Origin of the sequence: Actinomadura sp. NPDC049753, assembly GCF_040674655.1 — a bacterium.
GTDB lineage: Bacteria > Actinomycetota > Actinomycetes > Streptosporangiales > Streptosporangiaceae > Spirillospora > Spirillospora verrucosospora.
In genome coordinates, this window is the sequence record NZ_JBFARL010000044.1 from 24,084 (window position 1) to 46,089 (window position 22,006).

The window sequence follows — 22,006 nt, forward strand, 5'->3', positions numbered from 1 at the left end:
CGCAGCGCCTAGCTTGGGCGGATGAGCAGCACCGACTCCGGACGAGACCGGATCATCGAGGCCGCCACCCGGCTGTTCGCGGCCCTCGGCTACGACGGCACGTCCACCCGGATGATCGCCGAGGCCGCCGGGCTGAACGTCGCGACCGTGGCCTACCACGTCGGCGGCAAGCGCGACCTGTACCTCATCGTCATGGAGCGCGCCCACCGGGCCGAGCGGCAGGTGCTGGAGGAGGCCCTCGCCGAGATGACCCCGGACGTGGAGGGCGTCCTCACCCTCGTCGACCGGTACGTCGAGCTCTGCATGGCGCGGCCCGAGATCCCTGCGCTGTGGATGCACCGCTGGCTGTCGGACGCCGCCGACGTCGCGCACCTGGACGACGACTACGTCCGGCCCCTGATGGAGATCGTCAGCGAGGCCGTCCGCGGGGTCGTCAGCGAGGACGTCGACCTCGACTTCCTCGTGTGGACGGTCGTCTGGTGCACGCACGGCTTCGGCTCCGGCGGCCTCCTCGACCAGCAGGGGAAACGCCGGAAACTGGACGACCCGGAGGCGGTCGCCCGGTTCCGCGCCCACATGCGCCGGACGGTCGCCGCGGCGATCAGCCCGCCCGCCGGCAGCCCCGGATGAGCGGTGCGCTGCCCCGGCGGCGGCTCCTCGGCTACGGCGTCGGCTCGATCGGCACCGGCGTGTTCTCCTCGGTCCCCGGCCTCCTGCTCCTCTACTACCTCACCGACGTCCTCGGCGTGTCCGCCGCGATCGCCGGGGCCGTCCTCGTGGTCCCCAAGGCCTGGGACGTGCTCCTCAACCCGATCGTCGGCGCCGCCAGCGACCGCGAGGCCGTCCGGACGGGCCGCCGCACCCGCTTCCTGCTGCTGGGCGCGCTGACCCTGCCGCTCCTGTTCGCCGCGATGTTCGCCGTGCCGGTCGACTCGCCCGGGTTCGCGGCCGGCTGGGCCGGAATCATGTTCCTGCTGGCCGCCAGTGCGTTCGCGTGTTTCCAGGTGCCGTACGTGGCGCTGCCCGCGGAGATCTCCGGTGAGCCGTCCGAGCGCGGCCGGGCGATGGCGTGGCGGGTCGTCTGCCTGACGGTCGGCATCCTGGTCGCGGGCGGGCTCGCGCCCGTCCTGACCGGCGCCGCCGGCGGAGGGCGCGCGGGATACGCCCTGATGGGGGCCGTGATCGGGCTCGTCATGGGCGCGGCGATGCTGGCGAGCACGCTGGCCACCCGCTGGATCCCGTCCCGGCCGGGGCCGCACCCGCTCGGCCTCGCCGCCGCGCTGCGCACCGCGCGCGGCAACCGGCCGTTCTTCCTGCTGCTCGGCGCGCACGTCGGGAACACCCTCGCCGTCGCGATCATGCTGGCGGGCGCCCCGTACGTCGCGACGTACCGGCTGGACGACTACGGGCTCACCTCGGCGATGTTCGTCTGCATGGTCGCGCCGAGCGCGTTCGCGGTCCCGCTGTGGCGGTGGCTGGCGCGCCGGTACGGGGAGGTCGGCTGCTACGCGGCGGCGCTGGTGGTGTTCGCCGCGACCGGCGCCGCCGCCTACCCGCTCATCACCTCCACCGCCGGGGTCCTGGCCCTCAGCGCCCTGGTCGGCGTCTGCTACGCGGCCGTGCAGCTGCTTCCTCTGTCGCTGATGCCCGAGACCGTCCACGCCGACGCCGGACGGACGGGCCACGCGCAGTCCGGCGCCTTCACCGGGCTGTGGACGGCGGCGGAGACGGGGGCGCTCGCCCTCGGGCCCGGCGTCTTCGCGCTGATCCTGGCCGCCTCGTCGTTCCAGTCCTCCGACCTCGACACCCCCGTCGTCCAGCCGGAGTCCGCCCTCACCGGGCTGACCGCCGGGTTCACGCTCGTCCCGGCCGCCCTGCTGCTGCTCAGCGTCCCCCTCCTGCTGGCCTACCGCCGGCAGGCCGCCGTCCACCGCCCGATCGAGGGAACACCGGAACATGCCGTCTGAACGCCTTCCCGAAGCCGGCCGCCCCGGCGCCGAGCTGCTCGACGAACTGGCCGGGCTGCGGAACGCCGACCTGCCCGTGCGCGGCGGCCAGGTCACCGCCTACGTCTACGACACCGGGCGGGAGGCCGTGCACGACCTCGCCGCCACCGCCTACCAGGAGATGCTGGAGGTCAACTGCCTGGACCCGACGGCGTTCCCGAGCATCGTCGCGCTCGAACGCGAGATCGTCGGCTGCGTCGCGGACAAGCTGGGCGGCGGCACCGGCATCTTCACCAGCGGCGGCACCGAGTCGATCATGCTGGCGGTGAAGGCGGCGCGGGACGCACGGCCGGTGGAGGGCACACCGCAGATCGTCCTGCCGGCGACCGCGCACCCCGCGTTCCACAAGGCCGCGCACTATCTCGGCCTTGAGGTCGTGCACGTTCCCGTCGACGACGCGTTCCGCGCCGACCCGGCCGCGACCGCCGCCGCGCTCACCCCCCGCACGGTGCTGGTCGTCGCGTCGGCGCCGTCCTATCCGCAGGGCGTCATGGACCCCGTCCCGGAGATCGCCTCCATCGCGGCGTCCGCCGGGGTGCCGTGCCACGTGGACGCCTGCGTCGGCGGCTGGGTGCTGCCCTGGCTCCGCGACGCCGGACGGGACGTCCCGCCGTTCGACCTGTCCGTGCCGGGCGTGACGTCCCTGTCCTGCGACCTGCACAAGTACGGCTACTCGCCCAAGGGGGCATCGGTCGTGCTGTTCGCGGACGAGTCGCTCCGCCGCCGCGCCTACTTCGCGTCCGCGGAATGGCCCGGCTACACCGTCATCAACGCGGGCGTGCAGAGCAGCAAGAGCGCCGGGCCGTTGGGCGCGGCGTGGGCGACCCTCATGGCGGTCGGCGCCCGGGGCTACCGCGACCTCGCCGAGTCCGCGATGGCGGCGGCCGAGCGGCTGGCCGCGGGCGTCGCCGGGATCCCGGGCCTGCGGGTGCTCGGCGAGCCCGCCGCCCCCCTCGTCGCCGTGGCCTCGACCGACCCGGCGCTGGACGTGTTCGTCGTCGCCGACGAGGCCCGCGCACGCGGCTGGTTCTTCCAGCCGCAGCTGTCCTACCAGGGCATCCCGCCGAACCTGCACTTCACGCTCACCGGAGTCAGCGACGTCGACGCGCTCCTCGCGGCGCTCGCCGACGCGGTGAAGGCCGCCCGCGGCGCCGGGCCGCCGGACGTCCCGCCCGGCCTGGTCGACGCGCTCGCCGGCCTGGACCTCGACAGCCTCGACGACGCCGGATTCGCGGGGCTGCTCGCGTCGGTCGGCGTCGACCTCGCGGGCGGCGAGGAGCCCGAGATGGCCATGGTCAACGCCATCCTGGACGCCCTGCCGCCCGCCACCCGCGAGGCCCTGCTGATCCGTTTCCTGTCGGCGCTGTACGCGTGAGTCCCGGACGCGCCTAGCCGAGGCGCGTCAGCCGCTTGACGATGGACGGGGCCCGTCCCGTGCCGACCTCCACCGGCACCCGGACGGCGCCCGCCTCCACGACACCGGCCTTCGTGCCGCGCGCGGGCTCGGCGGGCGGGTCGCCGTCGAAGCGGACGGGCACGGTGAGGCCGGGCCAGCCGACGACGTTCACCGGCGACGTGGCGGTCAGCGCCTTGCGGCCGCCGAGCCCGTCCTCGATCCAGGCGACCGTCTGCCCGGGGCGCGCCAGCGGCGCCGCGACCATGGCCTGCTCGGCCGCGACCAGGATGCCCTCCGCCGTGTTGACGGCGTCCGCCGCGCTGGGGGAGCGCTGCCCCATCACCGCGCCCACGATCAGGGTCTGCGTGCCGCCGACGTCCCGGCGCGCGGCGAACACGTAGTTCCCGCCCGCCGCGTCCGTGTACCCGGTCTTGCCGCCGACCACGCCGTTGCGCCCCAGGATGAAGTTGCCGCCCTGCCGCGGGGAGCCGCCGCCGTCCGGCACGTACATCCGGTTGTTCACGATCTCGGTGAACGCCGGGATCTCCATCGCCGCCCGCAGCAGCTTCACCTGGTCGGCGGCCGTGCTGACGGTGCCGGAGTGGTAGCCGCTCGGGTCGGTGTAGCGCGTGCCGGTCATGCCCAGGCGCTTCGCCGCGGCGTTCATCTTCGCCACGAACGCCTGGTCGCTCCCGGAGTCCCAGCGCGCCAGCTCGTGCGCCACGTCGTTCGCCGAGATGATGAGCAGGGCCTCCAGCGCCTTGCGCTGCGTCAGCCGCTGGTTCGCCGTGACTTCGAGCAGCGACTCGCCGCGCCGCTTGCGCGCCGGGATCTGCGCCGCCGCCTGAGGTGACACCGTCAGCACCGGCCCCGCCTCGCCGGACTTCAGCGGATGGTCGTTCAGGTACACGTAGGCCGTCATCACCTTGGCGACGCTCGCCGTGGGCGTCGGCACCGCCCCGCCGGACGAGCCCATCGTCCCGATCCCGTCCACGTAGAGCACCGCCTGGCCCACCGCGGGCCACGGCAGCGCCGGGGCCTGGCCGGGGAAGGTGTGGCTCGACGCGAGGGTCAGCCGCACCGTCGGGTCGGGCGGCGGCCGCAGCAGCTGCCCGGCCACGACCCCGGCCACGAGGACCAGCATGGCCGCGACGACGACGAGCCAGCGCCGCTTGCCCTTCCGCTTCTCCGCCACGGCGGGCGCGGCCGGATACGTCGGCTGGGCCGGTTGGGCGGGTTGGGCGGGTTGGGCGGGTTGCGCGGGTGATGCCGCCCCGTCCCAGGGCACGCTCCACTGGCCCGACGTCCGCGCCGCCGGAGCCGGGAGCGAGGCCTCCCAGGGGCCGCCCTGCGCCGACAGATCCGGCAACCGCTCGACCCGCGTAGGTCCGGCGGACGAGGAGGCGCCGCCACGGACGTCGCCGGGCGCCTCCGGCCACACGGCCGGTGCGGCCGCGGCGTGGGAACGTTCGATGTCGGGCGGCGCGGGAGGCCGGTGCGGGGCGGGCAGCGCCCGGTCGCCCCGCGTCTCCTGGGCGTCGCCGAGGCGTTCCTGGTGTTGCGGCGGGGCGGGCGCGGTGCGCGGGACCGCGCCTTGGGGGTGTTCGGTCTCGGGAGGCGCGGCGCGCCGGGCGGGGGCGGGCGGCGCCGCGTTGGCGCGCGCCTCGTGGACGTCGCCCGGCGTTTCCTGCTGCCCGGCCGGTGCCGGGGCCCTTGGGGGGCGTTCCCTCTGGGGGCGTGGCGCGTGTCGCGACGGAGTCACCGGCGCCGCGCCGGCACGGGGCTCGCGGACGTCGCCAGGTGCGCCCTGCTGTGCCGCCGGCGTGGGCGCGCCTTGCGGACGTTCGGCGTCGGGCGGTGCGGGGCGGGCCCGCCTGCCGCGCGGTTGGTGGACGTCGCCTGGGTGTTCCTGGTGTTGCGGCGGCGCGGGGGCGGCGTGCGGAGCCGTGCCCTGAGGGCGTTCGGTGTCAGAGGGGGCCGCGTGCCGACGCCCCCTGACGGGCGGAGCCGTGCCGGCGCCGGCCTCGGAGGCATCGCCCGCCGCTTCCCGCTGTGCCTCCGGCTCGGGGGCGCCCTGGGGATGCTCGGTCGCGGGACGTATCGCGTGACGGCCGCTGCTCCGGGGGGAGGCGGCCGGAGGCGGATCGTCGTCGGGCTTCGGGGGCGCGGCATGGCGCCGCCTCGGGGCGCTGCGCGCCTCGCGGTCGTCGTCGGTGCGCTCCGCCGGTTCCGCCGGTTCCGCCGGTTCGGCGGCGGCCGCACGGTCCTGCCGGGGCGCGGTGGTTCGGACGTCGTCGTCCCTGGGGCGCTCTTCGGCCGGGGACTGCTCCGCCGGGGAGGAGGCGTCGCCCTCCTGGGCGGGCTCCTCATCCTGGACGGAGCGGGACGTGGGTCGCCAGGGCTCGGTCTCAGGGGCCGGAGCAGCGGGGGCGGAAGGCGCCTCCTGCTCGGGCTCCTCGTCCGGGGGAGGAGGCGTGAACTGGACGTACCAGGTGGGGCCCGCCGGCTTCTCGGCCGGCTCATCGCCGCCGCCCTCGCCGCCCTCGCCGCCGGTGTCGTCCGCAGTCTCGTCCGCGACCTCGTCCGCGGCCTCGTCCGCAGCCTCGTCCGCGGCCTCGTCGCCGGGCTCGTCCTGAGGCTTGGCGGGACGGCGGACGGCGATGTCCGGACGGGTCAGGTTGACCTTCACCGGCACGCGGAACTCGGCGGTTCTGTTGCGCGCCGGTTCCGCGTCGAGCTCGGCGTCGTCGCCCACGTGCAGACCCCCTCTGCTCGTCCCTGACAGGCGGCGGAGCGGTCCTGCCGACAACCCCGTGCATATAGAGGATGCGCATTTTATCGGGAAGGTTCGCCGGGATCCGTATCGGCGCGCGCCGTGTCGCCGTGAACCTGGGGCGGGGTTCGCGGAGATACATCGCTGACAACGTCCCCGCACGGGAAGGCCCGGTGCGCATGCCATGGTGGCCGCGATGACCGTTCCCCCGACGGCTCGGGAATGCGACGCCGATCTCGTCGAGAGATCGCTCGCCGAACCCGAGGCGTTCGCCGCGCTGTTCGACCGCTACTCAGCGATGATCTACCGGTACGTCTCCCGCAGGCTCGGGCCGGAGGCGGCGGAGGACGTCGTCGGGGAGACGTTCCTGGTCGCGTTCAGCAAGCGGAACCGCTACGACCTGGAGCAGCGTGACGCGCGGCCGTGGCTGTTCGGCATCGCGACGAAGCTGGTCGCGCGGCACCACAGGGCGGAGGCCGCGCGCTACCGGGCGCTGCGGCGCAGCCCCGTGGACGGTCCCGTCGAGGGGCCCGACGACCGCGTCGCGGCGGGGGTGACCGCGTCGGCGACCCGTCCCGCGCTGGCGGCGGCGCTGTCCGGCCTGGCGCGCCGCGACCTGGACGTCCTGCTGCTGGTGGCCTGGGGCGACCTGTCCTACGAGGAGGCGGCGCGGGCGCTCGGCATTCCGGTCGGCACGGTCCGCTCCCGCCTCAACCGGGCGCGGCGCAAGGTGCGCGCGGCGCTCGGCGACACCGACCCGACCCGCGAGGAGGCGTGACCATGGACGATCTCGACCTGATCCGCGGCCTCGGCCGCGACCTGGAGCACGAGCCGCCGTCCCTCGCCCGCCAGCGCGGCCGGCTGCTGGACGAGGCGCGGCACGGGCGCCGCGGCATGGCGCGCTGGACGGGCATGGCGGGGCTGACGGGCATGGCAGGGGTGAGGGGCATGGCGGGGGTGAAGGGCATGGCGCGGTGGACGCTGCTCGGCGTGGTCGCGGCGGTGACGGCCGCGGCGATCCTCGTCCCGGCGGTCCTCCTGCACGGGCGGGACGCGAGGCCGGCGGCGACCGGCTCGACCGCGCCCACCGCGGGCGGTGCGCTGAACGTGCTGGTCATCGGGCTGGACGCTCGCTACGCCGGCGCGTCGCGCTCGGACACCCTGATGCTCGTGCACGTCCCCGCCGACCGGAAGAGGCCGCGGATGGTGAGCATCCCGCGGGACGTGCTCGTGCCGATGCCCGCCTGCGGCCGGGCCGGAGGGCGGCCGGCGACGATCAACACGGCGTTCCCGAGGGGCGGCGCCGCCTGCACGCGCAGGACGGTGGAGTCGCTGACCGGCGTCCGGATCGACCAGACCGTGGTGATCGACTTCGGCGGCTTCGCGCGGATGGTGGACGCCCTCGGCGGGGTCGAGGTGACGCTGCCGACGGCGGTCGACGATTCCAAGTCGGGGCTGGAACTTCCCGCGGGCCGGCACCGGCTGAGAGGGAAGCAGGCGCTCGCCTACGTCCGGACCAGGCACGGCCTCGGGGACGGCTCGGACCTCGACCGCGTCAGGCGCCAGCAGCAGTTCCTCGCCTCGGCGGCGCGGCAGGCCGAGGTGGTCATGGCGAAGGACCCGATCCGGTTCGCGCGCTTCCTCGCCGTAGCGGCCGGTTCGATCGAGAGCACGCCGAAGCTGGACGCCGGGGCGCTGCGGACGCTGGCGCGCGGGTACGACGGGAGCGGCGGAGTCGCCGCGGCCACGATCCCCGTCCGTCCCGCCCCCTCGGACCCGAACCGGCTGGTGGTGGACGAGGCCGCGGCCCGGAAGGTGCTCGCGCCGTTCCTGACGCGATGAGTGACACCCGGTCTGAGGGGTAGGGGCCGCATCGATCCCGGCTACGACCCACGAGCAAGGAGTGAGTGAGCGATGGCCACGAAAGTCCGCGACATCATGACCGGCTCGCCTACGTCGGTGTCGCCGGAGCTCGACATCGTCACCGTGGCGCGCGCGATGCGCGACGAGGAGATCGGTGCGGTCCTGGTGGCGGAGGGCGACGACCTGAAGGGCGTCGTCACCGACCGCGACCTGGTGGTGCGCGGGCTCGCCGCAGGAGGCGACCCCGCCCAGGCCAAGATCGGCCAGATCGCCAGCAAGGTGACCGCGACGGTGGGGCCCGACGACTCCCTCGACAAGGCCGCGCAGATCATGCGCGAGCGGTCCGTCCGGCGGCTCCCCGTCATCGAGGACGGTCGTCCGGTGGGCATCGTCTCCATCGGCGACCTGGCGATCGAGAAGGACTCGGCGTCGGCGCTCGCCGACATCAGCGCCGCGCGCTCCAACACCTGACATGCCCGCCCACGTCATGCCCGCCTACAGCACGGACAGGAGCCGCTCCAGTTCCTCGTCGGTGTTGTAGTAGTGCACGGAGGCCCGCACGGCCGATGGACGGGCGTGCGGGTCGTATCCGTGTGAACGCGGGTCGGTCACGTTGACGTTGACGCCCTGCTCCCTGGCCGCCGCCTTGACGGCGGCCGGGTCGCGTCCGTCCACGGTGAACGTGACGATGCCGGACGGCCGCGCGCCCCTGTCCAGGACGGTGACTCCGGGCCGGGCGGCCAGCTCCTCCCGGAGCCGGGCGGCGAGCCCCAGGACGCGGTCCTCGATCCGCTCCACCCCGAGGCCGGCCGCGTAGTCGGCGGCGACGCCCAGCCCGATCTGCCCGGCGACGTGCCGTTCCCACGTCTCGAACCGCTGGGCGTCATCGCGCATCTCGAACCCGTCCGGCGCCTTCCAGTCGGCGGCCTGGAGGTCGAGGAACGGCGGGACGAGCGTCCGAAGGATCTCGCGCCGGACGTAGAGGAAGCCCGTGCCGCGCGGGCCGCGCAGGAACTTGCGCCCCGTCGCCGACAGGATGTCGCAGCCGATCTCGTCGACGTCCACGGCGAGATGGCCCACCGACTGGCACGCGTCCAGGAGGTACAGGACGCCGTGCGCGCGGCACAATCGCCCGACCTCGGCGGCCGGGTTGATAAGCCCGTTTTGCGTGGGAATGTGGTTCAGCGACACCAGCCGGACGTCCCCTTTGGCGAGTTCGGCCTCCAGCGCGTCCAGCGAGAGGGTGCCGTCGGACTCGTCCGGGACGACCTCCACGCGGGCGCCCTTGGCCGCCGCCACCTGCTGGTAGGCGATCGCGTTGCTGGAGTACTCGCTCGTCGTCGTCAGGATGCGGTCGCCTTCGGCGAAGGGGATCGCGTAGAAGGCCATGTCCCACGCCCGGGTGGCGTTCTCCACGAAGGCGATCTCGTCGCGGCGGGCGCCCAGGAGCCGGGCGACGGCGTCGTAGAAGTGCGCGATGGCCGCCTCGTTGCGTTCGGCGGCCTCGTATCCGCCGATCAGCGACTCCAGTTCGAAGTGCCCGGCGACGGCGTCGATGACGGGACGGGGCGGCAGCGCGGCCCCGGCGTTGTTGAGATGGGCCACCTTCGCGCAGCCGGGGGTGTCGGACCGGAGCTCGTCGATGTTCACAGGCAGCCTTCCCCTCGCGGAAATGTCGTACCCCCGCGGGACCCTGGGGTCCGGCGGCGGCTTGACCTCAACCTTTCTTGAGGTCGCATGCTTGCTGTCCCAGGCTAACGATCACAGGGGGCTCCATGGACATGGAAGTCACGGCGTGGATGTCGCTGCACCACGCCATGAACGCGCGGGACAGCAGGCCGTTCTCCAGGGCGACGCTGCGGCGCATCGGCCGCTTCGCCCGCCCGCACCGGGGCATCCTCACGGCCTTTCTCCTGCTCAGCGTGGTGATGGCGGTCATCGCCGTCGCGACGCCCGTCCTCGCCGGATGGGTCGTCAACGCGATCGTCGACCATGACTCCACGTCCACGGTCGTGTGGCTGGCCATCGTGATCGCGGTCCTGGCGCTGGCCGAGGGCTCCCTCGGGCTCCTCAACCGGTGGCTTTCCGCGCGCATCGGCGAGGGGCTGATACTCGACCTGCGCACCTCCGTGTTCGACCACGTCCAGCGCATGCCGGTCGCGTTCTTCACCCGGACCCGCACCGGCGCCCTGGTCAGCCGGCTCAACAACGACGTGATCGGCGCCCAGCGCGCGTTCAGCGACACCCTCTCCGGAGTGGTCAGCAACCTCGTGACGGTGCTGCTCACCTTCGCCGTGATGGTGCGGATCTCCTGGCAGATCACTCTGCTGGCGCTGGTCCTGCTGCCCGTCTTCGTCCTCCCGGCCCGCCGGATGGGCACCCGCCTGGCGAAGCTCGAACGCGAGGCCGCGGCGCACGACGCCGCGATGAGCACGCAGATGACCGAGCGGTTCTCCGCCCCCGGCGCGACGCTGGTGAAGCTGTTCGGGCGCCCGGCCCGCGAGTCGGCCGAGTTCGCCGCCCGGGCCCGCCGCGTCCGCGACATCGGCGTCCGCACCGCGATGGTGCAGCACGTCTTCATCACGGCGCTGACCATGGTCTCGGCGCTCGCCCTCGCGCTCGTCTACGGCGTCGGCGGGTTCCTGTCCCTGCGCGGCCACCTCGACGCCGGCGCCGTCGTCGCCCTCGCCCTGCTGCTCACCCGCCTCTACGCGCCGCTGACGGCCCTGGCCAGCTCCCGCGTCGAGGTGATGAGCGCGCTCGTCAGCTTCGAGCGGGTCTTCGAGGTGCTCGACCTCAAGCCGCTCGTCGCCGAGAAGCCCGAGCCCCGCGACGTGCCCGAGGGCCCGGTGGCCGTCGAGTTCGACAACGTCACCTTCGCCTACCCGTCGGCCGACAAGGTCTCCCTCGCCTCCCTCGAAGAGGTCGCCACCCTCGACACCCGGGGCGGCGTGGACGTCCTGCACGACGTGTCGTTCCGCGCCGAGCCCGGCCAGATGGTCGCCCTGGTCGGCTCGTCCGGCGCGGGCAAGTCGACGATCGCGCAACTGCTGCCGCGCCTCTACGACGTCGACTCCGGCGCCGTCCGGCTCGGCGGCGTCGACGTCCGCGACCTGTCGTTCCAGGCCATCCGCGACACGCTCGGCATGGTGACGCAGGACGGGCACCTGTTCCACGAGTCGATCCGCGAGAACCTCCTGCTGGCCCGCCCCGAGGCGCCCGAGGAGGAGCTCTGGGACGTCCTGCGCCGCGCCCGGCTCGACGCCCTCATCGAGGGCCTGCCCGACGGTCTCGACACGATCGTCGGAGAGCGGGGCTACCGCCTGTCCGGCGGTGAGCGCCAGCGCCTCACCATCGCGCGGCTCCTGCTCGCCCGCCAGCGCGTCGTGATCCTGGACGAGGCCACCGCGCACCTCGACTCCACGTCCGAGGCCGCGGTCCAGGAGGCCCTCACCGAGGCCCTCGACGGCCGCACCGCCGTGGTCATCGCGCACCGCCTGTCGACGGTCCGCGCGGCCGACCTGATCCTCGTCGTGGAGAGCGGCCGCATCGTCGAACGCGGCACGCACGAGGAACTCCTCGCCGCGGACGGCCGCTACGCCGACCTCTACCGCACCCAGTTCGCCGACGACCCGCCCCTGGAGCCCGTCGCCTGACCGGATGCCGCAACCCGCCCCCGCCCGGAACACCGACCACGCGCCCGCGCCTCCGCCTCATGTCCAGGCGGCGGCGCGGGCCCGCAGGAACCCCCGGCACGCGCCAAGCAACCGCCGCGCGCGCCCACCGAGGCCGCATACCGCGGCCGGGTGCCACAGGCACCCTCAAACCACGCGGCAAAGCCAGCGGCGCGCCGGGCGGTGCGGGGGCTCGGTAGGGGCGGGGTGGGTTAGGGCAGGTTGGTGAGGAGGTCGTGTAGGGAGCGGTGGACGTTGGAGCGCCAGCCGCTGCCCATGCCGCGGAAGGCGTGGGCGTTGACGGGGTCGTCCAGGTCGAAGCCCGCGTGCTCGACGAAGAGGCGCGTACCGCGCCCCTCGGGCACGAGCCGCCACGTCACCGTCGTGTCGAGGCCGCCGCCGCGCCAGCTGATGCGCAGCAGGCCCGCCTCCTCGACGTCGAGGACCTGGCACGCGATCGTCCCGTCGAAGCCGATCGCCGGGATCGGCTTGGCGGTGAACGTGAAGCGGTGCCCGACGACGGCCTTGAAGTCGTTCGGCATCAGCCACCGGGCCAGCAGCTCCGGCTCGGTGAGCGCCCTCCACACCTTCGCGGGCGGATGCGGCAGGAACTCGTCCACCTCGATCGAGGCCCGCTCACCGCTCATGTTCCCCCTCTTCCACATCACACCCTGCGAAAACGGGCGACGGCGACGGCGCCCGACACCAGGACGATCCCGGCGGTCCACGCCAGTGCCCGCACGACGTAGTGCTCGGCGCCGTGCCCGAGGCCCGCCGCGTCGCCCTGGGTGAGCACCCGCACCGCGTCCATCATGACGGTGACCGGCTGGTGCTCGGCGAAGCCCCGCAGCCATCCGGGCATCGTCGCCACCGGGACGTAGGCGCCGGAGACGAAGCTCAACGGCAGCGCCAGGAACCCCACGCCCTGCGCCGCCTGCGGGTTCGCGGTCAGCAGCCCCAGCGCCACGAACATGCAGACGAACGCGGACCCGAACAGCGCGCACAACCCGAACCCGGCCAGCGCGGACGCCCAGCCGGCGTGCACCCGGAACCCCACGGCGAACGCCAGCGCGGCGCTCACCAGGAGGATCAGTGCCACGCGTACCGTGTCGGCGACCACCTGACCCGCGATCGCGGCCGTGCGCGGCATCGGCAGCGACCTCAGCCGGTCCAGGTGGCCGGACGCGATGTCCTCGGCGACCGCGACCGCCGCGCTCATCCCGGCGAACAGCCCGCTCACCGTCAGCAGCCCCGGAATCATGTAGTCGACGTATCCGACGCCGCCCGTGCCGATCGCGCCGCCGAACACGTACCGGAAGATGAGCAGGAACGCGACGCTCTGCACGAGACCCATCACGATGATCTGCGGTGTCCGCAGCATCCGCCGCATGCCCCGCTGGGCGACCACCCAAGACGCCGCCCCGAACCCCACTCCACCAACGCCCGAAGTCACCGCCATGCCGCCTCGCAACGCCGTCCGTTCCCGCGCCTCTGAGGGGCGGCGGCCTTCGACCGGCCTCCGCGCCATGTGGACGTGCGGCTCATACCTGACTCCGTTCTCGGCATCGGTCGTCCCCGCCGTCTCCGCGGGCGGCGGTGGCGCTCATACGGGGGTCCTGTCGGGGGTGGTGGTGAGGGCCAGGAAGACCTCGTCGAGGGTGGGGCGGCGCAGGGTGACGTCCTCGATGGGGACGTGGTGGTCGGCCAGGGCCCGGACGGCTTTCAGCAGGTCGTCGGGGCCGTTGGCGGCGGGCATGGTCACCAGGAGGGACGGCGGGTCGGCGTGGACGGGGGCGATCGCCTCCAGGGCGCGGGCGGCGGGCGCCAGCGCGGCGCGGTCACGGACGTGGACCTCGACCAGGTCGCCGCCGATCCGCGACTTCAGCTCCCGGGGCGTGCCCTCGGCCGCCACCCGGCCCCGGTCGATGATCACGACGTGGTCGGCGAGGCGGTCGGCCTCGTCGAGGTACTGGGTGGTGAGCAGGACGTTCGCGCCGTCGGCGACCAGGGCGCCGATGGCGTCCCACAGTTCGATGCGGCCGCGCGGGTCGAGGCCGGTGGTGGGCTCGTCCAGCAGCAGGAGCCGGGGCGCGCCGACCAGGCTCGCGCCGAGGTCCAGGCGGCGGCGCGTGCCGCCCGAGTAGGTGCGGACGAGGCGGTCGGCCACCTCGGCCAGGGACAGCCGTTCGAGCACCTCGGCGGCGCTCGCGCGGGCAGTCCGGCGGTTCTGCCCGAACAGCCGCGCGATCATCTCCAGGTTCTCCCGCCCGGTCATCGCCGCCTCGACGGCCGCGTACTGGCCGGCCAGGCCGATGAGCCGCCGCACCCGGCCCGGTTCGCGGGCCGCGTCGACGCCGTCCACGCGCAGGGTGCCGCCGTCGGGCCGGACGAGCGTCGCCACCGCGCGGACGAACGTCGTCTTCCCGGCGCCGTTCGGGCCGAGCAGCGCGACGACCCGGCCCGGTTCGGCGACGAGGTCGAGCCCGTCGAGGGCCCGCACGTCCCCGAACCGCTTGACCAGGCCGGACGCCTCGACGACGGGGGTCACAGGTCCTCCTCGTCGAGCAGGTCGCGCAGGTTGGAGAGCTTCTCCCGCCAGAACCGCTCGTACGGGGTGAGCCACTGCGAGAGCTCCCGCAGCGGCGCGGGCTCCAGGCTGTAGAGGCGCCGGCGGCCGTCGCGGCGCTCGCTGACCAGCCCGGCGTCGCGCAGCACCCTGAGGTGCTCCGACACGCTCGGGCGGCTCATCGCGAAGTGCGCCGCGAGGTCGTTGACCGGGCGCGGCCCGTCCAGCAGCAGGGCGGTGAGCTCCCGCCGGACGGGGCTGGCCAGGGCCGCGAAGACGTCCACCGTCACCGCGCGGCCAGCACGATGCCGTTGCCGTCGGGGTCGGTCAGCGTGGCCTGCCGGCCCCAGGGGAGGTCCTGCGGGCCTTCGACCCGCACTCCGGCGTCGCGCAGGCGCTCGCAGTCCGCGTCGAGGTCGGTCGTCTCCAGCATCAGCCCGTGCACGCTGCCGGGCGCCGCGCCGGGCACGTGGTTCGCCAGGACGACGTTCGTCTCCGCTCCCTTGGGCGCCACCTGGAGCCAGCGCATCGGGCCCGTCGAACGGTCCATCACCACCTCGAAGCCGAGCTTGGTCGCGTAGAAGTCCTTGGCCGCGTCCTGGTCGGAGACCGGCACGGTCAGCAGCCGCACATGCGTGATGTTCATGCGCCCGAAGTTATGTAGGAGGATGCCTACATGTCAAGCGTAGGAGAATCCCTACATGATGGCGGCCATGTTTGCCGGGCGGGCCGGGTGGCAGGTTGAGGGCATGCGCGCCGTCACCTATGACTCCTTCGCCAGCGACAACTCCCGCCTGAAGGTCGGGGACGTCCCGGACCCGAAGGTCGGCCCGGGGCAGGTCCTGATCGAGGTCCGCGCGGCGGGGGTCAACCCCGTCGACTGGAAGGTCATGACCGGCGGCCTGGACGGGATGATGGACGCGATGTTCCCCGTCATCCCCGGCTGGGACGTCGCCGGGGTGGTGCGGGGACGCGGCCCCGACACGCCGGAGTTCGCGGACGGCGACGAGGTCATGTCCTACGCCCGCAAGGACGTCGTGGGCGCCGGGACGTTCGCGCAGTACGTCGCGGTCGCGGCGGACGACGTGGCGCGCCGACCCGCGTCGCTCGACTGGAACCAGGCCGGCGGGCTGCCGCTCGTCGGGATGACCGCGCAGCGTTCCCTCGACCGCCTGGACGTCGGTCCGGGCGACGTCCTGCTCATCCACGCGGCGTCCGGCGGGGTGGGGAGCCTGGCTGTCCAGATCGCACGGGACTGCGGCGCCCGCGTCATCGGCACGGCGTCCGAGAAGAACCACGACTTCCTGCGGGGACTGGGCGCCGAGCCCGTCGCCTACGGGGACGGCCTGGTCGAGCGCGTCCGCGACCTGGCGCCCGGCGGGGTGACCGCCGTCGCCGACTTCGTGGGCGGCCAGCTCGACGCCACCCTCGCCGTCCTGGCGGAGGGCGGGCGGCACGTGTCGGTCGCCGACAACACGGTCGACGAGCACGGCGGCCACTGGGTCTGGGTCCGTCCGAACGGCGCGAAGCTGGCGGAGCTCGCGGCCATGGCCGACCGCGGCGCGCTCACGGTCGAGGTCGCCGGGACGTACCCGCTGGAGAAGGTGGGCGAGGCCTTCGACGCCAGCCGCGGGGGGCACACGCGCGGCAAGCTCGTCATCACGCCCTAGCCGCCGGACCGCCCCGAGCGGCTAGATCGACTTGCGCGCCAGCCCGGCCTGGCGCGCCTTCTCCCGGCGCTTGTGCGCGGCCTGCCGCCGGGCCGTGTCCTGGGCCGCCCAGACCTCGGGCTGCATGCACATCAGCTCACCGGTGCCCGGGACGAGGATCACCCCGCCGAAGGGGTCGTCCCCGGCGAACCACACTCCGCGCTCGATCCCCCTGGGCCACCGGTCGGAGAACAGCGGCTCCCGGGCCGACATGCGCGGAGAGCCGCCCTCGCCCAGGGTCAGGGACCGCACCCCGTTGCCGCGCAGGTTCGACTTCTTCACGGGGGAGCGGAACTCGAAGTCGTAGACCTTCAGCACCCGGGCGCATTTGCGCAGGTAGAGAATCTGGGGGAGCCAGAACCTCGTCCCCAGCAGCAGCGCCACCAGGCCCGTGCCGACGAACGGGTAGAGGTAGCGGACATCCACGGCGAGCGGCACGACGACCATCGGACCGCTGACAGCCACCAGCAGGAGATAGCGCCCGATCAGGACCTTGTAGTGGTGCTTCACCGGGCCCCGGCGGTCGGTGCCGTCCGTGGCGTAGGGGACGGCGCCGCGGAACGGTCCTTCGAGCAGCACGTGCAGCGCCACGAGCACCACGCACGCGAGACCGAGCATCCCGGGGATCCCGAGCCACCAGAAGTCGTCGCTGAGGGCCGGCAGGACGAGCCCGTAGGAGATCGCGTAGCCCGGGACGAGCCAGGCCGCCCACCACAGCCGGCCCCGCGGGCCGCCCGTCGCCTGCCCTTCCGTCGCCTGCCCTTCCGTCGCCTGCCCTTCCGTCGACGGCTCTTCGCCGGACGCGGCCGAAGGTTCCGGCATGCGCTCCATCCCTTCCGCCCGCCATGTCCGAAGATCGCGTGGTCGTCCAAGGTAAAGGTGATCCTCCGGGTCTGGCCACCCCGCGCCGGGATGAGTTGGTAACTTGGTACCATGGTAAAAGTTGAGCGGGTGCAGACCGGCGTGCGGATCGAGCGCAACGTGCTCAAGGTCCTCAAGGCGCTGGCCGAGTACCTCGACCTGTCCCTGGGCGACCTGGTCGAGGGGATCGCCCTGCACGCCTTCGAGGGAAAGGCCCCCTTCTCGCCGGAGACGCTCGCCAAGATCGAGCAGCTCAAGGACGTCTACGGCCTGACGCTGACCGCGGCGGACGCGCACGCCCTGGACGAGACGCGATGAGCGGCGCCCGGCACCGGCTCGCCGGCCGCCTGGCGGTCGCGCTGCCTCCGGACGAGGCTTTCCCCCTGTTCACCGCGCAGGGCGAGCGGAGGTGGGTGCCGGGATGGGCGCCGTCCTTCCCCGCGCCCGTCGCCGACGACGCCGAACCCGGGACGGTCTTCCAGACGCCCGACCGCGATCACGGCCAGACCACCACCTGGATCGTCGTGGACGCGGTCCCCGGACGGCGCATCCGCTACGCGCGCGTCACCCCGGGCGTCAGCGCGGGAACGGTCTCCGTCGTCCTGGACCGGGCAGGCGACCACACCGACGTGACCGTCACCTACGAGCTCACCGCGCTCTCCGGCGACGGAGCCGCCCACCTGCGGCGTTTCGCCGACGGATACCCCGCCTTCCTGGCGGCCTGGCAGGACGCCATCGCCGAGGCCCTGCACGCCGACGTCCAAGGCCCGTCCGCCTGACCGGCGACCGAGGCGTGCACTCGTCCCGCTCCACGAACAGAGGGAACCCGTCCGGCGCGACCGGTCGAGTACCGGGTGAAAGCCCACCGAAAGGACCCCTGTGAACGGACGAGTCACATGATGACCGCACCTTCGGGGACGGAGCCGGATGTCCCTCCCGGTCCGGCGACCGACGCCGCGGTCCTGCGGGAGTCGCTCCGGCAACCCGAGCGTTTCGCGGACCTCTTCGACCGGCACGGCGACGAGATCCACCGCTACGTCGCCCGCCGCCTCGGCCCCGACATGGCCGAGGACGTCGTCGCGGAGACGTTCCTGACCGCCTTCCGCAAGCGCGGACGGTACGACCCCGGCCGGCCGGACGCGCGCCCGTGGCTCTACGGGATCGCCACGCACGCCCTGCGCGAGCACCGCCGCGCCGAGGCCCGCCGCACCAGGGCCATGGCCCGCGCGGCGCCGGACCGGCCGGAGGAGGCGTTCGACGAGCGCAGCACCGCCAGGGTCGCGGCGGGCCGGCTCCGGCCCGAGCTCGCCGCGGCGCTCACCCGGCTCTCGGCCGCCGACCGCGACCTGCTCCTGCTCATCGCCTGGGCCGACCTGAGCTACGACGAGGCGGCCCAGGCCCTCGGCGTCCCCCTCGGCACGATCAAGTCCCGCCTGCACCGGATCCGCAAGAAGCTGCACCGCGCGTTCGGCGGCGCCCACCCCCTCCAGGAGAACGCGACATGACCACCGACGAGATCACCCTGTTCCGCGAGGGCCGCCCGGACGTCCCGGAGTACGACCGCTTGGCCAAGGCCCGCCTGCGCGTCCGCCTCAGTGACGGGGCGCCCGCCTCCCCGGCCCGGCCGTGGCGGGCCCGCCGGCGCCTCCTCACGGCCGGAGCCCTCGCCGGGGCGCTGGCCATCGCCGCCGCCACCGCCGTCACCGTCGGCGGCCGGGGCGAGCAGGAGCCCGGCCCCCTGGCCCTGCGTCCGGTCGGCGCCCCCCAGGACCTGGCCCACAACGCCGCCCTGGTCGCGGCGACCAAGCCCGTTCCGAAGATCGGTCCGACGCAGTGGGCCTACCTGAAGACGGTCTACGCCGAGACCCAGGAAGGCGGCGGACGGCCCCTCTTCGGCGCCCCGGACAAGACCCGCAGCCAGGAACTGTGGCGCCGGACGGACGGCAAGCGGTTCGCCGTGATCGAGGACGGGAGGCTGCGCGTCGCCGAGGGCTCGAAGTACACCCCGACCTATCCCGAACTGCTCTCGCTGCCCACCGATCCCGGTGCGGTGCTCGCCCGGATCTACAAGACGATCGACGCCGAGTACGCCCGCCGTCTCGCCGAGTGGGGCAAGCCGATCCCGGAGGGGCTGCCGAAGCGGACGCGCGAGAAGTACGCCCTGATGAAGAAGGCGAAGCCGAAGCCGCCGACCGCCGACGAACGCGACTCCGCGGCGTTCGAGCTGGTCTCCCGCTTCATGCGCGACGCCGTCCTCCCCTCGAAGATCGAGGCTGCGCTGTACGGCGCCGCCGCCAGGATCCCCGGCGTGCGCTACGAGCCCGCGGCCGCCGATCTCGGGCATCGCCGGGGGGTCACGCTCTACCGCGTCGAGAACGGCTACCTGCGCAGCGAGATCCTCATCGACCCGAAGACCTACGCGTACCTGGGCTTCCGCGCCATCGCGGTGAAGGACCACCGGGAGCCCGGCCTGCTGCCCCTGAAGCGGGGCCAGATCACGGGCTGGGGCGCCCTGATGGCGTCCTCCTTCGTGTCGAAGCCGGGCGGCCGCGGCTGAGCGGGGAGGACACGCCGGGATGACGCCTCGCCCGCGCCGGTGGGCCCGGATCGCGGCCCGCCGCAGCGGGTGAGGCGTCATCGCCCCCGTCGCGCCGTCCGCCCGCGCCCGCGCCCGGGACTCGGATCGGCCGGACGGTCCCGAGTCAGTCGACCAGGGCGCCGGCGGAGATGTTGACCTGCGTGGAGGTCAGGCTGGCGGCGTGGTCGGAGGCCAGGAAGGCGGCGACGCGGCCGACGTCGGTGAGCGTCGCGGCGCGCTTGAGCAGGGTGGCGTCCACCATCTGCTGCTTGATCGGCTCCATGTCCGGGATGTTCGGCATGGACTCGGGGATGCCGCCGGTGCGCATCGACAGGACGCGGACCGAGTGCGGCCCCAGCTCGCAGGCCCACTGGCGGCGCATCGCCTCCACCATGTCGCAGCCGACCTGCACCGTCCCGATGCCGGGCATCCTGTTGGTGGGGTCGGAGCCACCGAAGTGCAGGATCACGCCCGAGCCCTGCTTGACCATGTGCCGCGCGGCCGCCTGGGTGGTCAGCAGGAACGAGCGGGCGACCTTGTCCATGGCCCGGCCGAAGTCCGCCACCGGCATGTCGAGCAGGGGCACGAACAGCGCGTCCTGGGAGATGGCGTTGACCGACACGTCGATGCTGCCGGCCGTCTCCACGACCGAGTCGACCCAGCCGTTCACGGCGTCCTCGTCCAGGGCGTCCACGCGCGCCGTCTCGGCGAGGCCTCCCGCGGCCCGGATCTCCTCGGCGACGGCGTCGAGCTTGGCGGGGGTGCGGCCGGCGAGGAACACCCGCGCGCCCTCGGCCGCGAAACCGCGCGCCATGGCGCCGCCGATGCCGCCGCCTCCGCCGTAGACGACCGCGGTCTTGTTCTCCAGAAGCATCGTGGTTCTCCGTTCGTCTGAGGTGGGCACGACGCTACGAGCGCGGCCGGACGGCCCGCATCGGTCATCGAACGGGTGTTCAACGGCGCAGGTCGGCAGGGCCGGACCGGGCCGGGGAGCGGCGCCGGGGAGGCGGGCCCGGCGGGTGCGGCGGCAGGCCTAAGTCATGTGTCCGATACCAGCCGGGCCAGCTCCACGCGGCGCGTGACGCCGATCTTCGGGTACGCCTTGTAGAGGTGGTGCCCGACCGTGCGGGGGCTGAGGTAGAGCTGCGCGCCGATCTCCCGGTTGCTGAGCCCGGCGGCGGCGAGCCGCACGACCTGGAGCTCCTGCGGGGTCAGCCGTTTCAGGGGGTCGGCGTCCCCGGCCCTGGCCGCCGGACGGTCCCCGAGGACCTCCAGCTCCGCGCGGGCGCGCTCGGCCCAGCACTCGGCGCCGAGCCTGGTGAACGCCTCCCGCGCCGCGGTCAGCTCCTCCCGGGCCTCGGGGCGGCGGCGCCGGCGGCGCAGCCACTCCCCGTACAGCAGCCGGGTCCGCGCGGTGTCGTAGGCGCGGTCGCCGTGCAGGCCGAGGGCGGTGCGGTAGTGCTCGCCGGCCTCGTCCCCGGTGGCGAGCAGGGCGCGGCAGCGGGAGATCAGGGCCGTGCTCGACGTGGCCGCCGCCCACGTCTCGAACGCGGGAAGGTGGGCGCGGGCCAGCTCCGGGCGCCCGGCGCGCACCGCCGCCTCCGCGTGGTCCGGGACGGCGCGGATCAGCACGTCGTGCCGGGACGGGCCCGAGCACACCGCGTCCAGCCGCTCCAGGGCGGCTCCGGCGTTCCCTTCGGCGAGGTCGAGCAGCCCCAGGCCCCAGGACGCGAGAGCGGTGTTGGTCGGGTGGAGGCCGGAGTGCTTGAGGACGCCCGCCGCCAGGGCGCGGCTGCGGCCGGCGTCCGACTCCAGCCGCACCACGATGCACCGCAGCGCGGTCACCTGCGTGTCCATGCCGATGTCGGCGGCCAGCGACATTCCCTCGGCCGCCGCCGCGTCCGCGCCGCGCAGGTCGCCGAGCAGCACCCGCCCGATCGCGAGGGCCTCCAGGATGTAGGGCAGCCAGCCGAGCGCGCCGCGGGCCCTGGCCTGCGCGGCCATCCGCTCCAGCAGTTCGGTGGCGCCGCGGTCGTCGGCCACGAGCAGGCCCATGAAACCGCCGATGACGAGTTCGACGGCCTCCTCGACCTCGCCGCTCCGCGCGGCCTCGAAGAGGGCCCGCATGTGGGGGACGGCCCCCGGCACGCCGTCCGCGAGCCGACCGTAGGCGATCAGCGCGGCGGTCACCGGCGCCTTCGGGGAGCCGCCCGGCAGCCGCACCGTCCCGAGCAGCTCGACGCTGCGCCGCACCAGATCGTGGGCACCCGCGTCCCGGGCGGCCCAGACGGCCTCCGTCAGCATGGCGACCGCCTGCTCGGGATCGCTCCCGGCGATGAGCGACGCCCCCCGCAGCGCCAGCTCGGCGTCGGCGGCGGGCGAGGTGCGCTCGTAGGCGACCTGGGCACGGATGAAGGTGGCCTCCGCGACGACCCCGTCCTCGGCGCTGAGGTGCTCGGCCTCCTCGGCGAGGCGGGCGGCCTGGTCGGGCCGGCCGGCGTCGTAGGAGGCCCGCGCCGCGTGGACGAGCCGCCGGGCCTTGCCCTCCGGCTCGGTGCTGAGCCGCGCGGCGCGCTCGTA

The 22,006-nt window shown here is 74.2% G+C and carries 22 protein-coding genes; 12 read left to right on the plus strand and 10 right to left on the minus strand.

What is annotated here, in order from left to right; all coding sequences use genetic code 11:
* Positions 1-21: 21 nt before the first annotated feature.
* The 3 genes from AB0K37_RS14590 to AB0K37_RS14600 are packed head-to-tail and all read left to right on the plus strand — an operon-like array spanning position 22 to position 3,381.
* Positions 22-630 carry a TetR/AcrR family transcriptional regulator gene (locus tag AB0K37_RS14590; RefSeq protein ID WP_363980088.1) on the plus strand — a complete coding sequence of 203 codons (609 nt, stop codon included), beginning with the start codon at positions 22-24 and terminating at the stop codon, positions 628-630.
* Positions 627-1,967, plus strand: a complete 1,341-nt coding sequence (locus AB0K37_RS14595; protein ID WP_363980090.1) for an MFS transporter — start codon at positions 627-629, stop codon at positions 1,965-1,967. Before AB0K37_RS14590 ends, AB0K37_RS14595 begins: the two co-directional genes overlap by 4 nt.
* Positions 1,957-3,381, plus strand: a complete 1,425-nt coding sequence (locus AB0K37_RS14600; protein ID WP_363980093.1) for an aminotransferase class V-fold PLP-dependent enzyme — start codon at positions 1,957-1,959, stop codon at positions 3,379-3,381. Before AB0K37_RS14595 ends, AB0K37_RS14600 begins: the two co-directional genes overlap by 11 nt.
* A gap of 13 nt (positions 3,382-3,394) precedes the next feature.
* On the opposite strand, the gene AB0K37_RS14605 is transcribed toward AB0K37_RS14600, so the two are convergent.
* Complete coding sequence (locus tag AB0K37_RS14605) at positions 3,395-6,157, minus strand: hypothetical protein (protein ID WP_363980096.1); 2,763 nt, start codon at positions 6,155-6,157, stop codon at positions 3,395-3,397.
* Between the two features lie 214 nt (positions 6,158-6,371).
* Here AB0K37_RS14605 and AB0K37_RS14610 point away from each other — a divergent pair, with 214 nt between their 5' ends.
* The 3 genes from AB0K37_RS14610 to AB0K37_RS14620 all read left to right on the plus strand — a co-directional run bounded on the left by AB0K37_RS14610 (position 6,372) and on the right by AB0K37_RS14620 (position 8,509).
* Complete coding sequence (locus AB0K37_RS14610) at positions 6,372-6,953, plus strand: RNA polymerase sigma factor (protein WP_363980099.1); 582 nt, start codon at positions 6,372-6,374, stop codon at positions 6,951-6,953.
* Positions 6,954-6,955: 2 nt separating this feature from the next.
* On the plus strand, positions 6,956-8,017 hold the full coding sequence (locus AB0K37_RS14615; protein ID WP_363980102.1) for an LCP family protein: 1,062 nt from the start codon (positions 6,956-6,958) through the stop codon (positions 8,015-8,017).
* A 72-nt stretch (positions 8,018-8,089) separates the two neighbouring features.
* A complete protein-coding gene (locus tag AB0K37_RS14620) occupies positions 8,090-8,509 on the plus strand; it encodes a CBS domain-containing protein (RefSeq protein WP_363980105.1) in 420 nt (139 codons plus the stop codon).
* A 24-nt stretch (positions 8,510-8,533) separates the two neighbouring features.
* Here the strand turns inward: AB0K37_RS14620 and AB0K37_RS14625 are convergent, their stop codons facing one another.
* A complete protein-coding gene (locus tag AB0K37_RS14625) occupies positions 8,534-9,688 on the minus strand; it encodes an aminotransferase class V-fold PLP-dependent enzyme (RefSeq protein WP_363980108.1) in 1,155 nt (384 codons plus the stop codon).
* Positions 9,689-9,813: 125 nt separating this feature from the next.
* On the opposite strand from AB0K37_RS14625, the gene AB0K37_RS14630 reads away from it, so the two are divergent.
* On the plus strand, positions 9,814-11,694 hold the full coding sequence (locus AB0K37_RS14630; RefSeq protein WP_363980111.1) for an ABC transporter ATP-binding protein: 1,881 nt from the start codon (positions 9,814-9,816) through the stop codon (positions 11,692-11,694).
* Between the two features lie 230 nt (positions 11,695-11,924).
* Here AB0K37_RS14630 and AB0K37_RS14635 read toward each other — a convergent pair whose 3' ends face one another.
* From AB0K37_RS14635 to AB0K37_RS14655, 5 genes are all read right to left on the minus strand, one after another.
* Positions 11,925-12,359 carry an SRPBCC domain-containing protein gene (locus tag AB0K37_RS14635; protein ID WP_363980114.1) on the minus strand — a complete coding sequence of 145 codons (435 nt, stop codon included), beginning with the start codon at positions 12,357-12,359 and terminating at the stop codon, positions 11,925-11,927.
* 17 nt (positions 12,360-12,376) lie between these two features.
* Positions 12,377-13,171, minus strand: coding sequence for an ABC transporter permease (locus AB0K37_RS14640; protein WP_363980117.1), 795 nt, complete (start codon positions 13,169-13,171; stop codon positions 12,377-12,379).
* Between the two features lie 144 nt (positions 13,172-13,315).
* Entirely contained in the window at positions 13,316-14,260 is a 945-nt protein-coding gene (locus AB0K37_RS14645; RefSeq protein WP_363980120.1) for an ATP-binding cassette domain-containing protein, read from the minus strand.
* Complete coding sequence (locus tag AB0K37_RS14650) at positions 14,257-14,568, minus strand: metalloregulator ArsR/SmtB family transcription factor (RefSeq protein WP_363980123.1); 312 nt, start codon at positions 14,566-14,568, stop codon at positions 14,257-14,259. The genes AB0K37_RS14645 and AB0K37_RS14650 overlap by 4 nt, the downstream gene beginning before the upstream one ends.
* Entirely contained in the window at positions 14,565-14,924 is a 360-nt protein-coding gene (locus AB0K37_RS14655; protein WP_363980126.1) for a VOC family protein, read from the minus strand. Before AB0K37_RS14655 ends, AB0K37_RS14650 begins: the two co-directional genes overlap by 4 nt.
* Positions 14,925-15,027: 103 nt before the next feature.
* On the opposite strand from AB0K37_RS14655, the gene AB0K37_RS14660 reads away from it, so the two are divergent.
* Positions 15,028-15,948 (plus strand): NADP-dependent oxidoreductase, encoded by a 921-nt coding sequence (locus tag AB0K37_RS14660; RefSeq protein ID WP_363980129.1) that lies wholly within the window; start codon positions 15,028-15,030, stop codon positions 15,946-15,948.
* 21 nt (positions 15,949-15,969) lie between these two features.
* Here the strand turns inward: AB0K37_RS14660 and AB0K37_RS14665 are convergent, their stop codons facing one another.
* On the minus strand, positions 15,970-16,809 hold the full coding sequence (locus AB0K37_RS14665) for a hypothetical protein (RefSeq protein ID WP_363980132.1): 840 nt from the start codon (positions 16,807-16,809) through the stop codon (positions 15,970-15,972).
* A gap of 111 nt (positions 16,810-16,920) precedes the next feature.
* Here AB0K37_RS14665 and AB0K37_RS14670 point away from each other — a divergent pair, with 111 nt between their 5' ends.
* The 4 genes from AB0K37_RS14670 (at position 16,921) to AB0K37_RS14685 (ending at position 19,405) form a co-directional block, all read left to right on the plus strand.
* Positions 16,921-17,166, plus strand: coding sequence for a hypothetical protein (locus AB0K37_RS14670; RefSeq protein ID WP_363980135.1), 246 nt, complete (start codon positions 16,921-16,923; stop codon positions 17,164-17,166).
* Positions 17,163-17,627: an SRPBCC family protein gene (locus AB0K37_RS14675; protein WP_363980138.1), complete on the plus strand. Its 465-nt coding sequence runs from the start codon at positions 17,163-17,165 to the stop codon at positions 17,625-17,627. The genes AB0K37_RS14670 and AB0K37_RS14675 overlap by 4 nt, the downstream gene beginning before the upstream one ends.
* Before the next feature lie 120 nt (positions 17,628-17,747).
* On the plus strand, positions 17,748-18,353 hold the full coding sequence (locus AB0K37_RS14680; RefSeq protein WP_363980141.1) for an RNA polymerase sigma factor: 606 nt from the start codon (positions 17,748-17,750) through the stop codon (positions 18,351-18,353).
* A complete protein-coding gene (locus tag AB0K37_RS14685; protein ID WP_363980144.1) occupies positions 18,350-19,405 on the plus strand; it encodes a CU044_5270 family protein in 1,056 nt (351 codons plus the stop codon). The genes AB0K37_RS14680 and AB0K37_RS14685 overlap by 4 nt, the downstream gene beginning before the upstream one ends.
* 145 nt (positions 19,406-19,550) lie before the next feature.
* Here AB0K37_RS14685 and AB0K37_RS14690 read toward each other — a convergent pair whose 3' ends face one another.
* Complete coding sequence (locus tag AB0K37_RS14690; protein WP_363980147.1) at positions 19,551-20,300, minus strand: SDR family oxidoreductase; 750 nt, start codon at positions 20,298-20,300, stop codon at positions 19,551-19,553.
* A 164-nt stretch (positions 20,301-20,464) separates the two neighbouring features.
* On the minus strand, positions 20,465-22,006 hold a 1,542-nt coding region (locus AB0K37_RS14695; protein ID WP_363980150.1), incomplete at its 5' end, for a LuxR C-terminal-related transcriptional regulator.